This window comes from Mycobacterium sp. 1165196.3, assembly GCF_001673415.1.
In the GTDB taxonomy this organism is placed as follows: Bacteria; Actinomycetota; Actinomycetes; order Mycobacteriales; family Mycobacteriaceae; genus Mycobacterium; species Mycobacterium europaeum_A.
On sequence record NZ_LZLU01000092.1, the window covers coordinates 1 to 533 of the forward strand.

General features: G+C 71.7%; 1 protein-coding gene. It reads left to right on the forward strand.

Annotation, left to right across the window (positions count from 1 at the left end):
* On the forward strand, positions 1 to 533 hold a 533-nt coding region (gene nudC / locus A5659_RS09620), incomplete at both ends, for an NAD(+) diphosphatase (RefSeq protein WP_156748946.1).

Consider the following 533-nt stretch of genomic DNA (forward strand, 5'->3'; position numbering starts at 1 on the left):
GGGGCATCCGCGGCGCGCTGCAGGCCCCCGACGATCCCGGCGCGCACGCCGAGGTGGTGAACCTGCGCAGCCTGGGCCCGATCTTCGACGACACCAGCAGCCAGCTGGTGTCCGCAGCCGTCGCGCTGCTGAACTGGCATGAGAAGGCCCGTTTCAGCCCCGAGGACGGGTCGCCGACGCGGCCGGCCCGGGCGGGTTGGGCACGAATCAACCCGGTGACCGGTCGCGAGGAGTTCCCGCGCATCGACCCGGCGGTGATCTGCCTGGTCCACGACGGCGGTGACCGCGCGGTGCTGGCCCGCCAGGCGGTGTGGCCGGAGCGGATGTTCTCGCTGCTGGCCGGATTCGTCGAGGCCGGTGAGTCTTTCGAGGTGTGCGTCGCCCGCGAGATCCGCGAGGAGATCGGGCTGACCGTCCGCGACGTGCGCTACCTGGGCAGTCAGCCGTGGCCGTTCCCGCGCTCGCTGATGGTCGGTTTCCACGCCGTCGCCGACCCGGCCGAAGAGTTCTCCTTCAACGACGGCGAGATCGCC